The 14,707-nt window shown below is 41.2% G+C and carries 17 protein-coding genes; 4 read left to right on the top strand and 13 right to left on the bottom strand.

From position 1 onward, the window contains the following. Window positions 1–7 precede the first annotated feature (7 nt). From NQU59_RS15875 to dapD, 7 genes are all read right to left on the bottom strand, one after another. Entirely contained in the window at window positions 8–577 is a 570-nt protein-coding gene (locus tag NQU59_RS15875) for a CAP domain-containing protein (RefSeq protein WP_043970517.1), read from the bottom strand. A gap of 107 nt (window positions 578–684) precedes the next feature. Then, window positions 685–1,146: a peroxiredoxin gene (locus NQU59_RS15870; protein WP_005242663.1), complete on the bottom strand. Its 462-nt coding sequence runs from the start codon at window positions 1,144–1,146 to the stop codon at window positions 685–687. A 19-nt stretch (window positions 1,147–1,165) separates the two neighbouring features. Next, window positions 1,166–1,852: a diphthine--ammonia ligase gene (locus tag NQU59_RS15865; RefSeq protein ID WP_005242662.1), complete on the bottom strand. Its 687-nt coding sequence runs from the start codon at window positions 1,850–1,852 to the stop codon at window positions 1,166–1,168. 93 nt (window positions 1,853–1,945) lie between these two features. Further along, complete coding sequence (locus NQU59_RS15860) at window positions 1,946–2,371, bottom strand: hypothetical protein (protein ID WP_005242661.1); 426 nt, start codon at window positions 2,369–2,371, stop codon at window positions 1,946–1,948. A gap of 31 nt (window positions 2,372–2,402) precedes the next feature. Continuing rightward, on the bottom strand, window positions 2,403–3,071 hold the full coding sequence (gene queC, locus NQU59_RS15855) for a 7-cyano-7-deazaguanine synthase QueC (RefSeq protein ID WP_257066329.1): 669 nt from the start codon (window positions 3,069–3,071) through the stop codon (window positions 2,403–2,405). 73 nt (window positions 3,072–3,144) lie between these two features. Continuing rightward, window positions 3,145–3,855: a 7-carboxy-7-deazaguanine synthase QueE gene (gene queE, locus NQU59_RS15850; protein WP_005242659.1), complete on the bottom strand. Its 711-nt coding sequence runs from the start codon at window positions 3,853–3,855 to the stop codon at window positions 3,145–3,147. A 138-nt stretch (window positions 3,856–3,993) separates the two neighbouring features. Further along, a complete protein-coding gene (gene dapD / locus NQU59_RS15845; protein ID WP_005195842.1) occupies window positions 3,994–4,815 on the bottom strand; it encodes a 2,3,4,5-tetrahydropyridine-2,6-dicarboxylate N-succinyltransferase in 822 nt (273 codons plus the stop codon). 605 nt (window positions 4,816–5,420) lie between these two features. Between dapD and carO the strand changes: the two genes are divergently transcribed. Beyond that, a complete protein-coding gene (gene carO, locus NQU59_RS15840) occupies window positions 5,421–6,167 on the top strand; it encodes an ornithine uptake porin CarO (protein WP_005242657.1) in 747 nt (248 codons plus the stop codon). 111 nt (window positions 6,168–6,278) lie between these two features. On the opposite strand, the gene NQU59_RS15835 is transcribed toward carO, so the two are convergent. From NQU59_RS15835 to NQU59_RS15810, 6 genes are all read right to left on the bottom strand, one after another. After that, complete coding sequence (locus NQU59_RS15835) at window positions 6,279–7,202, bottom strand: CysB family HTH-type transcriptional regulator (RefSeq protein ID WP_005242656.1); 924 nt, start codon at window positions 7,200–7,202, stop codon at window positions 6,279–6,281. Window positions 7,203–7,255: 53 nt separating this feature from the next. After that, window positions 7,256–8,326 (bottom strand): sulfate/molybdate ABC transporter ATP-binding protein, encoded by a 1,071-nt coding sequence (locus NQU59_RS15830; protein WP_005242655.1) that lies wholly within the window; start codon window positions 8,324–8,326, stop codon window positions 7,256–7,258. Window positions 8,327–8,337: 11 nt separating this feature from the next. Next, the gene (gene cysW / locus NQU59_RS15825) at window positions 8,338–9,222 is read right to left on the bottom strand and encodes a sulfate ABC transporter permease subunit CysW (RefSeq protein ID WP_257064037.1); all 885 of its coding nucleotides are present in this window, start codon (window positions 9,220–9,222) and stop codon (window positions 8,338–8,340) included. Further along, entirely contained in the window at window positions 9,219–10,052 is an 834-nt protein-coding gene (cysT, locus tag NQU59_RS15820) for a sulfate ABC transporter permease subunit CysT (RefSeq protein ID WP_005242653.1), read from the bottom strand. Before cysT ends, cysW begins: the two co-directional genes overlap by 4 nt. Before the next feature lie 77 nt (window positions 10,053–10,129). Then, window positions 10,130–10,732 (bottom strand): RBBP9/YdeN family alpha/beta hydrolase, encoded by a 603-nt coding sequence (locus NQU59_RS15815; protein WP_005242652.1) that lies wholly within the window; start codon window positions 10,730–10,732, stop codon window positions 10,130–10,132. Window positions 10,733–10,874: 142 nt separating this feature from the next. Further along, entirely contained in the window at window positions 10,875–11,882 is a 1,008-nt protein-coding gene (locus NQU59_RS15810) for a sulfate ABC transporter substrate-binding protein (protein WP_005242651.1), read from the bottom strand. Window positions 11,883–12,135: 253 nt separating this feature from the next. Here NQU59_RS15810 and pabC point away from each other — a divergent pair, with 253 nt between their 5' ends. From pabC to tmk, 3 genes are read left to right on the top strand one after another with little or no spacing between them, the layout of a single operon-like run. Beyond that, complete coding sequence (gene pabC / locus NQU59_RS15805; protein ID WP_043970504.1) at window positions 12,136–12,948, top strand: aminodeoxychorismate lyase; 813 nt, start codon at window positions 12,136–12,138, stop codon at window positions 12,946–12,948. Window position 12,949: 1 nt separating this feature from the next. Then, window positions 12,950–14,029 (top strand): endolytic transglycosylase MltG, encoded by a 1,080-nt coding sequence (gene mltG, locus NQU59_RS15800; protein ID WP_257064034.1) that lies wholly within the window; start codon window positions 12,950–12,952, stop codon window positions 14,027–14,029. Then, window positions 14,029–14,628 carry a dTMP kinase gene (gene tmk / locus NQU59_RS15795; RefSeq protein ID WP_005242641.1) on the top strand — a complete coding sequence of 200 codons (600 nt, stop codon included), beginning with the start codon at window positions 14,029–14,031 and terminating at the stop codon, window positions 14,626–14,628. The genes mltG and tmk overlap by 1 nt, the downstream gene beginning before the upstream one ends. Window positions 14,629–14,707: the final 79 nt, after the last annotated feature.

Below are 14,707 nucleotides of genomic sequence, written 5' to 3'. Positions count from 1 at the left end.
TTTCCTTTTAACGAACGCCGAAGTGTTGCGCCCAATAGTTTTTTTGCCGAGCGGATTGATCGGTGGTACAAGCAATGGCGTAATCTGTAAATTTTGGATGCATTAAATTATGGCAATGGACAGGGCTGGCTAACCAGGTTGCCATAACAGCATGCAGGTTTTTTTGTCCGCGTGCCACATTTTCTCCACCGCCTCGACCGCTAAATTGTGAATGTTTCAAACGGGTTCTAAAATCTTGCCCTGTGATGCTGACATGTCCTATAAAATTGTGTTGAGCCATTTCCTGAGCATGACTCAAAGCAGTTTGATAGAGTTGATTATTCCATTTGAGTGGTGCAACTGCTGGAAAATATTGTTCTCCACATTGCTGAGGATGTTGTCTAATTTCATTGATCGCTTGCAGCAGCATGCGCTGATAGGCTGGGTTCTGTAGATCTTGGCAGCGAATTTCAGTCGCTGTTATCGTAATTTGTGGCACTAGAGGTGGCTGATCTTGGATTGTTGTTGGTGTATTGGAATTACATGCTACTAAAAAAAACACCAAAGCGAATGGCCAAAAAACATGGGAATAATTCATTGTTAATGTCTTTCATTTAATTTTTTAATCTATTTATCATACGTCAAACGTAATTTGCTTCAACAAAAAAGCGAGTATTGAACTCGCTTTTTTGTTACTCACCATGATTATGCTTTTTGTAATGCTTTTAAGTCTTCAAGCACTTGTTCGGCATGACCAGCAGCTTTAACTTTACGATAGGTCTTGACCAATTGCTTGTTATGGAAAATAAAAGTAGAGCGCTCGATGCCCATCACTTGTTTGCCATACATATTTTTTTCTTTAATCACATCGAAATGTTTACAGAGTACTTCTTCTTTATCGCTGATTAAATCAATCGTGAGCGCTTGTTTTTCAGTAAAGTTCTGATGTGCTTTAACGGAATCTCGTGACACACCAATGATTTGACAATTTAAGGCATCGAATTGATCTTTTAAGCATGAAAACCCGACTGCCTGTGTGGTACAGCCTGGAGTTGAGTCTTTTGGATAGAAATAAAGAATCAACCATTCGCTGCTTAGTTCAGTAAGATTGACTTCACCTTGTGTGGTTGGGAAGCTGTGATTCGGTAATTGAATATTCTCAGACATTGCTTATCCTTCGATAAAATTAATTGTTTTCAAGCTCAAGTGTTAAAAAAGCATATTCCTCATGATAAACAATATCGCCGTGACGTACAGGAATAGCTTTGTTAAAAATTGGTCCATCAATGACTGTTGTATGGAATTCACCACCTTCACCACATGGATCAACCCCTCGATTTTCTAGTTCTTGGATGTAGTCTAAGGTGAGGGTTCTGCCCAGATCTTCGACTTTCATCCCAAGTTTAAGATTGACGGTGACGATCACACTGCGGAAACCAAGATTGATAAACTCTTCTACCACTTCTTTATGTGGACGTAACCACAGCGGCATGCCTAGTTTAAGTCCAACCTGTTGGGTCACACGATCATGCCAACAGCCATGTTCAGGCATATTTAAATCACCCGTTACCAGAACTTCGGCACCCTGTTGTTTGGCTTGATCGAGTAGAGCAATAAATTTATTTTCATAGTCTGCCCAACTGGAAGAGGCCATAAACACCGGTAAACCAACCGCATTTGCCTGTGCATGAATGATATCGAGTGGCATGGCATGTGAACGAGAGCGCTGACCTTGTTCTTCTAACATCACGATTAGACCAACAGCAACGCCTGTCTGCATCGTATGGTAGAGGGCTAGGGAGCTGTCTTTGCCACCACTAAATGACACAATCGACCGCCGTTGATCAGCATTGGTTCTCCACTGGTCTTGCATACTGTTATTCAACTGATTCTAGATAAAAGGGATTTTAACAAAACCCAATAAAAAAGCCTGCATTAATGCAGGCTTTTTCTAGGCAATCCAAGCTTATTTTTTAGGAGCTTGTTGCTGCTGTTGCTGAGCAGCTTTCATTGCTTCTTCAGTTAACTTTTCAAGTTTGCTGACAAGCGGCGCACCTAAGCATGCTTGTAGGTCTTTATTTTGCTGTTGTACAAAAGCTAAAGAACTTGGGCTTTTCTTCGCGTTAATTGCGCTTTGGATTTCCCATTTCTGAGCTTCGGTTACTTTACCTTGTGCGTCAATTTGGCAACCACAGAACTTGCTGACTTCTGCTGCTGTTAATTTACCGCCTTTCGCAGTTTGATCTTTACATACATTGACCAATGCTGCTTTTACATTGGTACTTTTATACGCAGTTTGTAATGGATTATCAGCTGCGTGAGTTGCTGTTGCAAATAATGCAGCAGCTGACATCATGGTAGAAAGAATAAGATTTGATTTAGAAAACTTCATATAATGTACCTAATTTTTTACCCTATATCGGTTATTCAGCGTATCGCGTAGGATCTGCAATACCTGCTTCGATAAAACCTTGTTGACGTAGACGACAACTGTCGCATTTGCCACATGCACGTCCTTGAGCATCTGCCTGATAGCAGGATACCGTTTGACTATAGTCTACGCCATGTTCGATGCCTAAGCGTATAATATTCGCTTTGGATAAATGTAACAAAGGTGTTTCAATTTTAAGAGGTTTTCCTTCAACACCTGCTTTTGTTGCAAGACGAGCTAAATTGGCAAAAGCGTCAATAAATTCTGGACGGCAGTCTGGATACCCTGAATAATCAACAGCATTGACCCCAATGACGATGGCTTCAGCGTCAAATACTTCAGCTGCCGCGAGCGCATAAGATAAGAAAATGGTGTTACGTGCTGGAACATAAGTTACAGGAATGCCTTCTTGTAATTGTTCTGGGACTTCAATGTTATGATCTGTAAGTGCAGAACCACCTAGATTACCCAAATCAATATTAATGATCCGGTGTTCTACACCTGCGTGTTGAGCCAGTGCTTTGGCTGCATCAAGTTCTGTGGTCGAACGTTGACCATACATAAAGCTCAAGGCAATGCATTCGTAGTTAGCTTGTGCCCAAGCTAGACACGTTGTTGAATCTAAACCGCCAGACAATAATACGATGGCACGGGAACGCATATTATTTTCCATTATTTAACCTAAATTTAAATTGGAGAAGACCATTCTGATGAGTAGAATGGTTTCATGAGTTTTAACGACCAGATTCATCATTCCATAACAGTTTATGCAACTGGAGCTGGAAGCGAACAGGGAGATGGTCTTCTAAAATCCACTGTGCTAAATCGCGCGCCAATGCAGGCAGGGCGACCGCACCTTTTTCAACTGCAAAAGCGGGGGAGAACCAGACCGTACTCACTTTGTTTTGCAACTGAAACTGTTCAAGTTGTTGTCTTGACCATTCATAGTCTTCACGATTACAGATCACAAATTTGATCTGATCGTGCTGGGTTAAATAGTCAAGATTGCTGTACAGATTTCGATGATCTTCTTTGGAGGTCGGTGTTTTTAAATCCAGTACTTTAGAAACACGGCGATCAACTTTAGAGACATCTAAAGCACCACTGGTTTCCAAGGAAACGTCGAAACCGAGGTCACACAGACGCTGTAATAAGATCAGGCAATTCGGTTGAGCAAGTGGCTCGCCCCCTGTGACACAAATATAGGGTGTTTTATGCTGGCTAGCAGTTTCGATAATCTGTTCGAGTGATAAACGCTCACCGCCTTCAAAAGAGTAGGTGGTATCACAATAACTACAACGTAAAGGACAGCCTGTTAAACGAATAAAAACAGTCGGTAGACCAAACGTATTCGCTTCGCCTTGCAAAGAGTAAAAGATCTCCGTAATGCGTAAACCAGCCGCAGGATCAGAGACAGGAATTGCCGAAGAACGTAAGGAAGCCATAAACAGTTACCACAAACAGGTGCCGCATAAGCAGCATGCTACATAAAAAACAAAATCTCTACGACCATGACTGATCGTAGAGACGAGGAGCAATTCAAGCTCCGAGGAACGATCAAGTTCCACAATAAATATTACAAATTAGTCAGCGCGTAATAAATCGTTCAAGCTGGTTTTAGCGCGAGTTTTCGCATCTACTTTTTTGACGATGATTGCAGCATAAAGGCTGTAAGTACCGCATTTCGATGGAAGGCTACCAGCAACAACCACAGAACCTGCTGGTACGCGACCGTAATGAACTTCGCCAGTTTCACGATCGAAGATCTTGGTTGATTGACCAATGAAAACGCCCATTGAAATCACAGAACCTTCTTCAACAATCACACCTTCAACGATTTCAGAACGTGCACCAATGAAGCAGTTATCTTCAATAATGGTCGGGTTTGCTTGCAATGGCTCTAATACGCCACCAATACCAACGCCGCCTGATAAGTGAACATTTTTACCAATTTGTGCACATGAACCGACCGTTGCCCATGTGTCAACCATGGTACCTTCATCAACATACGCGCCAATGTTGACATATGAAGGCATCAACACTACATTTTTTGCTTGGAAGCTACCACGGCGTGCGACTGCAGGTGGTACAACACGCACACCAGCAGCTTTGAACTGTTCTTCTGTCCAACCTGAGTATTTGGTTGCTACTTTGTCATAGAAACGAAGATCGCACGCTTCAATCGGCGTATTGTCGTTGAGTTTAAATGAAAGTAAAACTGCTTTTTTTAACCATTGATGAACAACCCATTCACCATCAATTTTTTCTGCAACACGGAGGGTACCGTTATCTAAACCAGTCAATGCTTCTTCTACGGCTTGACGGATTTCTGTTGGGCAGTCCGCTGCACTATAGTTGGCACGGTCTTCAAATGCTTGCTCAATGATTGTAGAAAGCTGAGACATGATCTTCCTTCTTCCAAAAAAATTTTGTAGATTTTACACTAATTTTTTAGGGTCTGTTGCCATTTTCTAAATAGGTTGCGTTATAGGCTAAAATTTTATGAAATGAGGCATGAAACGCAGGGAATGACTATGCGCTTGCCAAGTTTCATAACGCAGTGTGAGGAAATTTTAGCCATAACCTGGGCAAGAGCAAAGTACTGCTTTGATCGCAACGCAGGGCGAAGCTCAAGGATCGGGGTGTTTTTGTCGCTACATCGTTGTGTCTTGTTCATTTAGAGTGGCTAAGGCCTTGTATCGCCTAAAAAATCTTGTGTCGTATAGGGCTCATGTCGAGACCATGGATAAAGAGCTAGTAGCCCCTCAGAATCTTTGAAAAAGTAGTTACAATATTTTGTTTTAAATTTGAGCAATAAAACTGTAATAAAAATGGAGCTTATTGTTTTTTATCTATATTTTATAAATACATAATTACTTCGAATTTGTATCAAAAAATAACAAAAAGTAATCAGTTTTTGTATAAAAAATAGCGATCATTCTTTTATGCTTATTTCACAAGCAACAATTATATATTTATTTAAATAAAAGCATTTTTTGAGGAGACTTCAATGAAAGCTTTGCGTGTTATGTTAGCAACAGGTGCATTAACAGCAATTGCAGGTACTGCATTTGCAGCAGATGAGCAAGTGGTTAGGGAATCAGTTTATGCATTCCCTTCATATTTAGCTCCAGTTTCAGTTCGTGCTGAAGTAGGTACGACAGGCTACGGCGGCGCCGTAACTTATCGTGTTAACCCTTATGTGGGATTAACAGCGGGTTACGATGGCGGGAAAATTTCTTGGTCTGATGTAAAAATTGATGGCACGAAATATGACACTAAAATGCGTAATAAAAATGCATATTTGAATGCTGAGGTTCATCCATGGGGTGTTAGTGAAAATACACTGGCACGTTCGCTTTATGTAGCTGCTGGTGTGGGCTATATCGATAGTAAATATGACTTGAAAAAATCTGTATCTAATTCAAATGATACGATTAAAATTGATGGCTCAAACTATTATGCACCGGGTGGTAATGGTTCGGTCGATGGTAATTTAAAGTATGACAATCAACTTGCTCCATACTTAGGTGTTGGTATTAACGCACCTGTTTATAAGAATGTAGGCTTATTTGGTGAAGTTGGTACTTACTATACTGGTAACCCTGATGTTGATTTAAAAGCGACAGGTTTACAAAAAGTAGGTGGTATTGAAGATGGTCAAGTTGCTGCGGATCGTGATGCGCATAAGCTTGAGAATAAAGGCCGCTATGAGTGGATGCCAGTTGCAAAAGTGGGTGTGAGCTTCAAGTTCTAATCCATGCATTCAACATAAAAAAACGAGCAGCATGCTCGTTTTTTTATGTTCTGATATCAGATCAAAGACAAACAAAGAGGCTCTAGATGAGCCTTTTTATTTTTTAGAGGGTTACTCTTCTGGATAAGCCACTTTTTTCAAGGCTTTAATATCTGTTTGTGGTGAGCACAGTGAGATGAACTCATAGCCATAGCCACGGAGTAAATGTCCTTTACGCACCGCAATCCAAGTGGTATTTACCCCAAAAATATCGGTTTTAATCTGTTGTAAACGATAGTCGCGCTCCGCATCGTAAGCGACATCATTGACAATTCCAACCCCCATATTAAGCTCAACATAGGTTTTGATAACATCGGCATCGAGTGCTGACATCACAATATCAGCATGCAATTGTGCATCTTCAAACGCTTTATCAATTTTAGAGCGTCCTGTGAAACCACCATGGTAGGTAATTAAAGGATATTCAGCTAATACGTCTAAGCTGATTTTATCTAGTTTTGTGAGTGGGTGATCTTTTGGCGTAATGATGCTATGGTGCCACTCATAATAAGGCACGCTGGCTAAATTCTCTTCTGTGGTCAAAGATTCAGTTGCAATGCCGATATCTGCTTCACCTTGTAGCAACATTTCTGCAATTTCAACAGGACTGGCCTGTTGTAAAACCAAATGTACTTTTGGAAATAATTTTTTAAATTGGTTAACGATTGGCGGAAGGACATAACGTGCCTGTGTATGTGTTGTGGCAATTGTGAGCGTCCCTTCATCGACTTTGTTAAAATCATCGGCCAGACGTTTAATATTGTCGGCATCGACCAGCATGCGTTCTACAATGCTTAATAAGGACTGACCCGGTTCGGTTAGGCCAAGCAAACGTTTGCCTTTACGGACAAATAGTTGTACACCTAATTCATCTTCTAAATCTTTAATGTGTTTACTGACACCAGATTGGGAGGTATAAAGTGCCGCAGATGCTTCAGTCAAATTAAAGTTTTGGCGAACAGTTTCTCGAATAATTCTGAGTTGTTGGAAGTTCATAAAAGTTTTTCCTCATAAGAGGATGGGGCGTGTTTTACCCCATCAATATTATTTTAAGCAACTTGCGTTGTTTGATCTGCGAATAAATGAAGTTGAGCCGCACTAATCCAAACGGTTTGATTTGGTTTGAATTGATGTAAGTTCGCCTCTTCTACAGTTAATAAAATTTCAATCGTTCGTCCACTACGATCTTGTAATTCAGCTACGACACGACCTGCAATCCATACTTCCCGCAAGAAGGTTGCCTCAATGGTATTAGCTTGAGGCTGAGTATGAATATGTAATTCATTCGGCCGCGCAAAGGCAATCACTTTCCCTTGTGGCGCTTCTAGGCTAGTTGGTAGCTGAATACGATCATCACCGATACGAATAATACCGCCAGTATGCTCACCTTCAAAACGATTTGCTTGACCAAGGAAATCAAAAACAAATGGGGTTGCAGGTTTTTCGTACACTTCTCGTGGTGAACCAATTTGTTCGACGTCACCTTTGTTCATGACAATAATCTGATCTGCAACTTCTAAGGCTTCTTCCTGATCGTGTGTTACGAAGATTGAAGTGATGTGAAGTTCATCATGTAACGTTCGTAACCAGCGACGTAATTCTTTACGGACTTTGGCATCTAATGCACCAAATGGCTCATCGAGTAATAAAACACGAGGTTCAACTGCCAAGGCACGTGCCAAGGCGATACGTTGGCGTTGGCCACCTGAAAGCTGAGCTGGATAGCGGTCTGCCAAAAAGCCGAGTTGGACTAAATCGAGTAAACGAGTGACACGTTTTTTGATTTCAGCTTCTGATGGGCGTGTTGCACGCGGACGCACGCGTAAACCAAAGGCAATATTGTCAAAAACAGTCATGTGGCGAAACAGGGCATAATGCTGGAATACGAAACCAACTTGGCGTTCACGTACATGGATATTGGTGGCATCTTCACCTTCAAGTAAAACCTGACCGTCATCTGCAGACTCTAAACCTGCAATAATGCGTAGTAAGGTTGTTTTTCCACAACCAGAAGGGCCAAGCAGGGCAACCAATTCACCTTCCGGAAAGTCTAAAGAGATATTTTTCAGCGCATGGAATGCACCAAAGTGTTTTTCAATATTTTTAACTTGAATACTCATGTGTTCATTCCTTAGTGATTGGGTTGATGTTCATTTGCTTGGTCTTGGCGAACTTCTAGCCAAGTTTTCAAAATCAAAGTAATGATCGCTAAAAATGCCAGTAATGAAGACACAGCAAATGCAGCACTAAAGGTATATTCGTTATAGAGAATCTCAACATGCAACGGCAGTGTATTGGTTTGGCCTCGGATATGTCCTGAAACCACAGAGACGGCACCAAATTCGCCCATTGCACGGGCATTACACAGAATCACACCATAAATCAGACCCCATTTAATATTGGGTAAGGTTACTTTCCAGAAGGTTTGCCAACCTGAAGCTCCAAGAACAATGGCTGCTTCTTCTTCCTCTGTGCCCTGAGCTTCCATCAATGGAATGAGTTCACGAGCAACGAAAGGAACCGTAATAAAAATGGTGGCTAATACAATTGCAGGTACGGCATACAAGATTTTGATGTCATGATCCATTAACCATCCACCCATCCAGCCTTGCGCACCGAATATGAGTACTAGCATTAGACCTGCAATGACAGGAGAAACCGAAAATGGTATATCAATAATAGTGGTCAAAATGGCTTTACCACGGAACTGGAATTTCGCAACCGCCCAAGCTGCTGCAATCCCGAATACCACATTAATTGGGACTGCAATTGCAGCAGTGAGCAAGGTCAGCTTAACTGCCGATAAGGTATCTGAATCAGTTAAAGCATTAATATAAACTGTGAGACCCTGCTTAAACGCCTCAACAAAAACCAGAATCAGAGGAAGGAGTAAACAACTCAAAAAAAAGATTAATGCAACACTGATTAGGCTATAACGAACCCAAGTCGGTTCACGGGTTGCATCTCTGGTTTGTAATTTCAGTGCTAAAGCATTGCCATTGGTATTTAAGCTCATTGTGCAACTCTCCCTGTGCGGCGGCTTGCCCATGCTTGTACCAAGTTAATTAAAAATAAGATCCCGAAAGAGAGGACAAGCATGACTACAGCGATGGTGGTTGCGCCCGCATAATCATATTCTTCTAAACGCGAAATAATCATTAGGGGGGCGATTTCTGTTTTATAGGGCTGGTTACCTGCAATGAAAATGACTGAACCATATTCACCGACCCCACGGGCAAAGGCCAAAGCAAAGCCTGTCAGTAAGGCTGGGAATAAAATTGGCAAAATGATTTTGGTAATGGTTTGCCAACGATTTGCACCTAAGGCAGAAGCGGCTTCTTCCAATTCGGTTTCAATATCACTCAATACAGGTTGTACAGTACGAACCACGAAAGGTAGGCCAATAAAGATCAAGGCTAATGTAATCCCAATGGGGGTATAAGCTACTTCAATCCCTAGCGGTGAAAGATATTGTCCAATCCAGCCTGTTGGTGCGTATAAAGAGGTTAATGCAATACCTGCAACAGCTGTTGGTAGGGCAAATGGCAAGTCCACTAAAGCATCGATAATGCGTTTACCTGGAAAGCTATAGCGAACCAAACACCATGCGAGTAGGAGACCAAATACTACGTTGACCAAAGCGGCAATCAGTGCGGCGCTAAAGCTAAGTTGTAAAGACTTTAAAATTCGTTCTGAGGTTAAGATTTCCCATAAGCCGTCCCATCCAATCCCTAAAGATTTGATAAAGACAGCAGATAAAGGAATAAGCACAATCAAAGACACGTAAGCGAGGGTGAAGCCTAATGAGAGACCAAACCCAGGCAGCACTCGGGAACGCTGCGACATGATATTTCCTCAAAGAGAAATTTTTGCTAAAACAAGCAAATAAATAATGCGAATACTAAAATTACGGAAAGCTGGAGTCAGGCAAATTTCAAATTAAAATTTGCCTGACTCATTCGGACGATGGGTGATATCTTTTTTTCAGGAAGCAAATAGTTCAGGATCTCAGGGAAGGGTCCAAATCCAGATGCGACATTGATATGACCAACAGCACCTAAATTGATAGGAGTTAATTTCCATGCCTGAGCCAATTGCAAGGCATCGACATAACCTAACCAAGGGTCATTTTCACTGATCAGTAAAGTGCTGGGTACATCAATTTTGAGTTGCTGAAAGTACTGTTGGTAGTCCGTCAAGCTATGCCGAGCAAAACCTGCTTCACCAAAACGTGCAGGATTTGCTGGAGCAACCAAAACCAGATTTTTCACTTTTGCTCGGAGTTCAGGGTGTTCAGCAAGCGCTGCGACACTAGTCAAACAACCAAAGCTGTGGGCAACGATTTGCACAGGTGCTGGCGCAACTGAAACCGTTTTGACAAACTGAGCAACCCATTCACTGAGCACAGGACGATCCCAATGTTTCTGTTCAACGCGAGAGCTAGACACGAGTTGCTGTTGTAACCAAGACTGCCAATGTTGTGCTTCGCTACCACCTACACCAGGAACAATTACGGTATGAATCATGTCTATTCTCCTTAGAATCCTTCCCAACCTCCCCCTTTAAGAAAGAGAGAAGTGACACGAATTTAGTAACTAAACGAAGATCCGTGTAATTCCTCTCTTTTTAAAGAGGTGAGCTGCGTTTATAGCAGCGCAAGGGAGATTTTTATTTGCCTGTGCTGTTGAGCTTGACGATTTGGTCAAAGATACCGCCATTATCAAAGTGAGTTTTTTGCACTTTGGTCCAGCCACCGAATTCTTGATCAATCGTCACTAATTTTAGGGGTTTGAATACATTGCTATATTTCTTTAATACCGCTGCATTGCGTGGGCGGTAGAAGTTACGTGCCGCAATCTCTTGACCCGCAGGTGAGTAGAGATAGTTCAAATAACCACGAGCGATTTGTAAATTGCCTTTTTTCTCGGCATTTTTTTCTACGACTGCAACAGGTGGTTCAGCAAGAATTGAGAGGGATGGCGTGATAATCTCGAATTTACCAGGCTGTTCACGTACAGCAAGATAAGCTTCATTTTCCCAAGCCAGTAATACGTCACCGATACCGCGTTCAGCAAATGTCGTGGTTGCACCACGAGCACCTGAATCAAGCACTTTGGTTTGCTTATAAATTTGACGGACAAATTCTTGTGCTTTAGCGTCATTACCGCCTTTTTGATGTTTCGCCCATGCCCATGCTGCTAAATAGTTCCAACGTGCTCCACCTGATGTTTTTGGATTTGGTGTGATGATTTCTACACCAGGTTTAACCAGATCACCCCAGTCCTTAATTTGCTTTGGATTGTCTTTACGAACAAGGAATACAATTGTTGAAGTGTATGGCGTAGAGTTGTTTGGTAATTTCTTTTGCCAGTCTGCAGGAAGTAATTTTGCATTTTTAGCAATTTCGTCAATATCCGCTGCAAGTGCAAGCGTAACGACATCTGCATTTAAGCCGTCAATTACCGCGCGCGCTTGTTTACCTGAACCGCCATGAGACTGTTTAAAATCAATGTCTTGTCCTGTACGTTGTTTCCAGAATGTACCAAATTGTTTATTGAAATCTGTATAAAGTTCACGAGTTGGATCATAAGACACATTTAAAAATTCTTGTGCAGCAAATGAAGAAACTGAGAGTAGTGCGGCAATGATGCCAACTTTAACTTGAGATAAACGCATGAAAGACCCCTTAAAAACTAAATCACTGTTTGGAATATGTACGCAGCATAACGTCAGTTTTTTTGCAAAAAAAATAATTAAAATCGAATTTGATATGAAAAAAATGCAATTGCATAAAACAGCTAAGCTTTGCTGAATTATTGATATAGATTTGTTTTTTTTGGCGAAAATTAAATTAACATCCTTGTTTAAAATCAAGTGGTTATTTAGTATTTGTTATCAGGCTCACAGAAAGTGAATAGGTACTTAGGTCATGCAATGTTATAAAAATGGACAATTGATTGATTCCATTCCTTTATTAGATCGAGCTTTTCATTATGGCGATGGTTGTTTTACCACAGCACGTATTTTTCACGGAATTTTTGAACTAAAAGAATTACACTTTGCACGTTTGCAGTTGGCTTGTAAAAATTTAAGCCTTGAGGCTGATCTGAGTTTTATTGAAAGCTCTTTACAGCACTTAGCGCAACAGAATGAACGTCTCAATGGCACCATAAAAGTCGTGATCAGTCGAGGTATCGGAGATCGAGGCTATAGCCTTCCATTACATGCTGCTGATGTATATGTTTGGTATTACCCGCGTGCAACTCAAGTTTTTCAGCCTGAATGGATAGAAAGCGGGATGTTGCATCATGCCTTGGGCTTGAATATGCCACATTTGGTGGGTTTAAAAACCTTGAATAGATTAGAGCAGGTTTTACTCAAGCAAGAAGCGGATCAACATGGTTGGCTGGAAGCGTTGGTGAGTGATGTACAAGGTTATATTGTTGAAGGGGTGAGCAGTAATTGTTTTATTCGTATAAATGACCGATGGATTACGCCTGAACTTCGTTATAATGGCGTCCATGGTGTGATGAGAGCCAGAATCTTATCGAGAATGCAGCAATACCAGATTGAATGTGAGCAGCGATGTATCGATATCAATGAGATTGGGCACATCCAGAATCTATTTTTTTGTAATGCCTTACATCCCATGAAAGCGGTTGTTCGATTCAATGATCGGGCTTTAGAGCAACAACCCTATCTTGATTTATTTGAAACTTTAAAACTTAGCCAGATTGATTAATATGCCAAAGCAGCCTAATTCCAGCAAAAGTAAGAAAAAGCCTAAAGCGAAACCGAAAGCCAGATTTTCTTTTTTTAAAGCCTTTTTAATCGTCGTTATGATTGTGCTATTGGGGAGCTTTGGCGTTGTATGGTCAAGTTTATTTAAAAATTATCCTGTAGAAGGTAAGAAACAGCTTCTGGTGATTTCTTCTGGTGATACGTACTCACGATTTATCGATCGTTTAGCCAAAGAAAATAAAGTGAACTTTCCAATAGTTTTAAAGCTGTATCAGAAGTTTATGATTCATGACACCATGAAAGCAGGTGTCTATGAAGTGACAGCGGGAATGAGTATTCGTCAGGTCATGGATATGTTGGCTGATGCAGATAATGCGCAGATGAATCGTATTTTGGTGATTGAAGGAACGACTTTTTCACAGCTGATCCAGAGTCTGAAAAAAGATCCGAATGTCACTAATACCTTACTTGATCTTCCACACAGTGAGCTATTAAAGCAGTTAGATATTCCATATACACATCCAGAAGGTCTGTTTGCACCAGACACTTACTTCTTTGCCAAAGGTGAAACAGATAAAAAAATCTTAACCGATTTATACCGCCGTCAAATGAAATCGCTGGATGAAGCATGGGCAAAGAAAGCACCGAATTTACCGTACAAGGATAAGTATGAAGCGTTGATCATGGCTTCGATTATCGAGAAAGAAACCAGTTTAGACAGTGAGTTAGAACAGGTTTCAGGCGTATTTGTTCGTCGCTTAAAAATCGGAATGCGTTTGCAAACAGATCCAACCGTGATTTATGGCATGGGTGATAACTATAAAGGCAATATCACCCGTAATGACTTGCGTACCCCAACTGCATATAACACTTATACGATCAATGGTTTACCACCAACACCAATTGCTCTACCAGGCAAAAAAGCCATTGAAGCAGCGATGCATCCTGATGATGCCAAAAATATTTATTTTGTTGCGACAGGTAATGGTGGGCATAAATTTACAGCGTCGTTAGACGATCATAATCGGGCAGTGCAAGAATATTTAACTGTACTACGTTCAAAGAAAAAGCAGGGCGAATGATGTTTATTAGTTTTGAAGGGACGGAAGGTGTAGGCAAGACTACACTGATTCGTAAAATTCATCAGTACTTTGAACAGCAAGGTAAGGAGGTGGTATTGACCCGTGAACCGGGTGGTACGCCTTTAGCTGAGCAGATCCGCTCATTATTATTGGCCGTGAATCATGAAGAGCAGATGAGTCATGATACTGAGCTACTTTTGATTTATGCCGCACGTGCACAGCATTTACAGCAAGTGATTTTACCAGCATTGCAGGCAGGCAAGATTGTGTTGAGTGATCGCTTTACTGATGCCAGCTTTGCTTATCAATGTTCTGGACGTGGTTTGAGTCAGGAAAAGTTGCAACTGTTAAATCAAACCTTTGTCGCGAAAATGCCGAATATTACCTTTTGGCTGGATGCGCCGATTGAGTTGGGGATGACCCGTGCTCGGGAGCGCGGGGCATTGGATCGTTTTGAACAAGAGAAATTGAGTTTCTTTGCTAAAGTTCGTGCAGGTTATGAGACTTTATGGCAAGCAGAGCCTGAACGGATGAAGCGATTGGATGCGACACAGAATGCGGATGTTGTGTTTGAAGATGCTTTGCAATATTTGAAATAAAAACAGCTATATTCTCAATTTTTATTGTTAAAAAAGTTTGAAATCACGCTTTGAACACTATGACTTATGTCTTACTTTT

The sequence above is a fragment of the Acinetobacter colistiniresistens genome, from assembly GCF_024582815.1.
Lineage (GTDB): Bacteria > Pseudomonadota > Gammaproteobacteria > Pseudomonadales > Moraxellaceae > Acinetobacter.
This window is presented reverse-complemented; position numbering and strand designations above follow the sequence as displayed.

Bases quoted from the DNA above. Each gene is read 5' to 3' on its own strand.
- NQU59_RS15870 (WP_005242663.1), bottom strand. From the start codon at position 1,146: ATGTCTGAGAATATTCAATTACCGAATCACAGCTTCCCAACCACACAA.
- dapD (WP_005195842.1), bottom strand. From the start codon at position 4,815: ATGTCTCAGCTTTCTACAATCATTGAGCAAGCATTTGAAGACCGTGCC.
- queE (WP_005242659.1), bottom strand. From the start codon at position 3,855: ATGGCTTCCTTACGTTCTTCGGCAATTCCTGTCTCTGATCCTGCGGCT.
- NQU59_RS15835 (WP_005242656.1), bottom strand. From the start codon at position 7,202: ATGAACTTCCAACAACTCAGAATTATTCGAGAAACTGTTCGCCAAAAC.
- NQU59_RS15865 (WP_005242662.1), bottom strand. From the start codon at position 1,852: ATGCAAGACCAGTGGAGAACCAATGCTGATCAACGGCGGTCGATTGTG.
- tmk (WP_005242641.1), top strand. From the start codon at position 14,029: ATGTTTATTAGTTTTGAAGGGACGGAAGGTGTAGGCAAGACTACACTG.
- NQU59_RS15810 (WP_005242651.1), bottom strand. From the start codon at position 11,882: ATGCGTTTATCTCAAGTTAAAGTTGGCATCATTGCCGCACTACTCTCA.
- cysW (WP_257064037.1), bottom strand. From the start codon at position 9,222: ATGAGCTTAAATACCAATGGCAATGCTTTAGCACTGAAATTACAAACC.
- NQU59_RS15830 (WP_005242655.1), bottom strand. From the start codon at position 8,326: ATGAGTATTCAAGTTAAAAATATTGAAAAACACTTTGGTGCATTCCAT.
- cysT (WP_005242653.1), bottom strand. From the start codon at position 10,052: ATGTCGCAGCGTTCCCGAGTGCTGCCTGGGTTTGGTCTCTCATTAGGC.
- pabC (WP_043970504.1), top strand. From the start codon at position 12,136: ATGCAATGTTATAAAAATGGACAATTGATTGATTCCATTCCTTTATTA.
- queC (WP_257066329.1), bottom strand. From the start codon at position 3,071: ATGCGTTCCCGTGCCATCGTATTATTGTCTGGCGGTTTAGATTCAACA.
- carO (WP_005242657.1), top strand. From the start codon at position 5,421: ATGAAAGCTTTGCGTGTTATGTTAGCAACAGGTGCATTAACAGCAATT.
- NQU59_RS15860 (WP_005242661.1), bottom strand. From the start codon at position 2,371: ATGAAGTTTTCTAAATCAAATCTTATTCTTTCTACCATGATGTCAGCT.
- mltG (WP_257064034.1), top strand. From the start codon at position 12,950: ATGCCAAAGCAGCCTAATTCCAGCAAAAGTAAGAAAAAGCCTAAAGCG.
- NQU59_RS15815 (WP_005242652.1), bottom strand. From the start codon at position 10,732: ATGATTCATACCGTAATTGTTCCTGGTGTAGGTGGTAGCGAAGCACAA.
- NQU59_RS15875 (WP_043970517.1), bottom strand. From the start codon at position 577: ATGAATTATTCCCATGTTTTTTGGCCATTCGCTTTGGTGTTTTTTTTA.